The organism is Streptodolium elevatio (genome assembly GCF_053592165.1).
Genome location: NZ_JBSFVE010000067.1, coordinates 1 through 3,189 on the forward strand (window position 1 = coordinate 1; position 3,189 = coordinate 3,189).

The 3,189-nt window shown below is 36.2% G+C and carries 5 protein-coding genes and 1 pseudogene; all 6 read left to right on the forward strand.

Going from position 1 to position 3,189, the window contains the following annotated elements; translation table 11 throughout:
- Positions 1–87 precede the first annotated feature (87 nt).
- Positions 88–384: pseudogene (locus tag ACWD12_RS40885) on the forward strand (DUF658 family protein); the annotation flags it as partial.
- A 193-nt stretch (positions 385–577) separates the two neighbouring features.
- Positions 578–778: a DUF1125 domain-containing protein gene (locus ACWD12_RS40890; RefSeq protein WP_014570743.1), complete on the forward strand. Its 201-nt coding sequence runs from the start codon at positions 578–580 to the stop codon at positions 776–778.
- Between the two features lie 168 nt (positions 779–946).
- Complete coding sequence (locus ACWD12_RS40895; RefSeq protein WP_450103938.1) at positions 947–1,621, forward strand: DUF1642 domain-containing protein; 675 nt, start codon at positions 947–949, stop codon at positions 1,619–1,621.
- Positions 1,618–2,037, forward strand: coding sequence for a dUTP diphosphatase (locus ACWD12_RS40900; RefSeq protein ID WP_312258070.1), 420 nt, complete (start codon positions 1,618–1,620; stop codon positions 2,035–2,037). The genes ACWD12_RS40895 and ACWD12_RS40900 overlap by 4 nt, the downstream gene beginning before the upstream one ends.
- Before the next feature lie 3 nt (positions 2,038–2,040).
- Positions 2,041–2,313, forward strand: coding sequence for a hypothetical protein (locus tag ACWD12_RS40905; RefSeq protein WP_014570742.1), 273 nt, complete (start codon positions 2,041–2,043; stop codon positions 2,311–2,313).
- Positions 2,314–2,339: 26 nt separating this feature from the next.
- Complete coding sequence (locus tag ACWD12_RS40910) at positions 2,340–3,020, forward strand: hypothetical protein (RefSeq protein WP_063283376.1); 681 nt, start codon at positions 2,340–2,342, stop codon at positions 3,018–3,020.
- Positions 3,021–3,189 lie beyond the last annotated feature (169 nt).

Sequence of the window (3,189 nt, forward strand, 5' to 3'; positions counted from 1 at the left end):
GTCGATTGAAAGAGGCATCAGATGGCAAGGTTTGAAAAAATTTATGATGTTTATATCAATGGAAAAAAAATGTGAACTGGTACGAAAAAAGAGCTTTCGAAAATGCTTCTTGTTTCACCTCATTCAGTCGCTGGATGGGTTAAAAATGGTATGGCTAATTCTCCAAAAAATAACGCAGTCAAAATCGCAGTCGTAAATGAAAAAGCGATGATGGAGAAATATCCCGGTTGGAAGCCTTATGGTGGTTCAAAGTCTAAGATTTCTGATGAAATAACCGATCGCGACCGTAGAAAGCACGAAACAAAAGAAGAACGTAGGTTGCGAAGAAATATCAGAGCGCAAATGGCAATCGAAGCAGCACGCAAAGAAGAATTAGGATTATAGGAGCAGATAGATGAAATGCGATAAATGTGGCAACGAAATAGATTGTGATTGCATGGGATGCCATGAGTGCCATCCAGAATATACTTGTGAAACGTGTGGATTTTGCCACATTGACGGTTGGGAAGCTGGGGCATGCTGGAGTTTAGCCAATGACCCTGATTATGACCCATTCGATATTTAAAGGAGATAAGAAATGACAGTTGAAAGTTTATTAAAAGTGATTGAAGAAGGAATGACAGTTATTTTAAAAACTGAAAAAAATCGAATCATAGTCCAATTTGAATGTGGTAATGATATTGAAGCTTTCAGTTGCGGTTTCCTTTACAGAAAAATAAAAATTATCAAAATAAAAAATGGTAGCGAACTAATTGCTATCTTGGAGGATTCAAAATGAAATTCACTAAAGGAAGTTATATTGGCGAAGATATCGTAATAGAGCTATCTAAAGCTGAGAACTTGGAGTTACGAAGAGCTTTGAATCAATGTAAAAAAGAAGATGTAGCACAGATACAACTAAACAGAGGCAAGTGGTTTATGCCATTTGTCTTGGAGGACACGAAAAATGACTAAGTTTGAAGAGAAATTGGAAAAGTTGCCAATAAAAAATATTGAGCATCCTATTGGTGACACTAAATATTATGCGGCCGTTCATGTTAAAACATTGATAGCACAAGCTGACGAAGAATATCAGGAGCTATTTGATAAATATAGTAATCTCAATGATAGCTATGAAAAAGAAGTAATCAGAAGTTCTAAACTAGAATCGCAAATCATTGATTTAAAATCCCAACTCCAACAGCAAGCCCTGCCAGTCGTGCCTGAAGAGGTTGATAAAGCTATCAAATACTTGAAAACTCAGAATAATTTTGCCACACTTACTGATTTGAAGAATCTTGATATTTTGACAGAAAAAGGCTTTTGGTGGCTGAATGATTTCCAATTTAAAGATAGACGATTTGGTTTTGGAGGTCTAAATAATAAGTTATTTATCCTTTCTCATTTAGCTATTACAGGCTATCAAGTAGAAAAACCGCAGCTGTTCTATATTGACTTACCAAAAGTTTTTGGATTAAGCGATTCAACTAGCGATTCAACCTTCGTATCAAAAGCGGAAAGTGGAATAATCTTAGAATTTACAAAAGTGAAAGATTATGCATTAAAATTAACAGAACAAGAAATCAAGTCAATTGATGAGCGTTACTGGCAGTTTACTGTGCCTGTGGAGGACGGAGAATGACAAGAGGATTTAAAAAAATAAACGAAAATGCGACTATTCCAGAACGAGCGACAGAACATAGCGCAGGATATGACATTTCAGCAAGTGAAACAGTTACGATTCAACCTGATGAAATTAAAATGGTAAGCACTGGGCTAGCTGTTCAACTTGGTGATGATGAAGTATTGAAATTATACGACCGTTCAAGTAATCCAGTTAAGCGTGGCATTGCATTGATTAATTCAGTAGGAATTATCGATTCAGATTACTATCCGCAAGAATTTAAAGGCTTATTTATGAACATCTCAAAAGAGCCTGTAACCATTTCTAAAGGTCAAAGAATAATGCAAGGGGTATTTGTCAAATACCTTACAACAGACGATGACAACGCAAATGGAAAGCGTACAGGCGGTTTTGGTAGCACTGGGGAGGTGTGAAAAATGATGAAGCAAACAACATGTTATAGCTGTGATAAACCAATCGAACCTGAATGGCTTCCAGAAGGAGAATTTATTGTATGTGATGAATGTTCTTCAGACACTGACGAAAAAACGGTTGAAAAACTCCAAGAACAGATTAACACTGCGAAAAAGTATATCGAGCATGTTATTGGAACGATTAAACGTGATGGGCATTTAGGAACTATTCAAACAGACTGGATTTTGCCTGATTTAGAAAAAGCACTCGCAGCGATTGGAGGGGATGATGACTGATTTAGTGAAAGTGGTGGAGGGGATAGATGACAATTACTGAACAACAATTCTATGACATGCTCAATGTTGATGAACACATGAATTTTACAAATAGAATCCAAGAGCTTGTTTTTGATAAAAAAGGACGTGAAGAATTTTATTCTAAAATCTTAAATATCCACCATGACATGGGCATTGATTTCTTTAGAGACTATTTTATGGCTCATTCAGCTGTTTCAGCAAAAGGGCAGCATTATACACCAGATGAACTTGGTAAGCTCACAGCGTTGCTTGTAGGTGGTTCTGGAGGTGCTGATTTAACTGGAGCAGGAACAGGAACTCTAATTATCCAAAAATGGCAAAATGATCGAATGAATGCAGACTTTTTTAACTATTTGCCGAGTAACTATTGGTACCAGGCATTAGAATTATCGGATGAAGCTATTTCATTCTTGATTCATGCCTTTGCAATCCGAGGGATGAATGGTGTAATCATTCATGGTGATGCATTGGAAATGGCCGTGAAGCAAGTTTATTTCATTCAAAACAGTGCTAATAATCCGATTGGTTTCTCAGAGATAAATGTTATCCCTCACAGCAAAGATGCAATGGAATTTTTAGGGATTCATGAATGGACGGAACAGGCAATTGAACATATTGAAAGTAAATTTCCTGACTGGATTCCACTCATAGAAGAAAAGAAAGGACAGATGAGTTTATTTGAATGAATTATTTCATGAATACTAAGGAGATTTGAATGACCGACAAACTAATATCTGGTCAATGACTGGTGGGGAGGGATTGAATGAATAATGAATTGCAAGAATTATTAATACAAATCATAAAAGCAGCAATGATTGCTATTCCAATTTGGGGACTTATTATCATGGCTTTTAT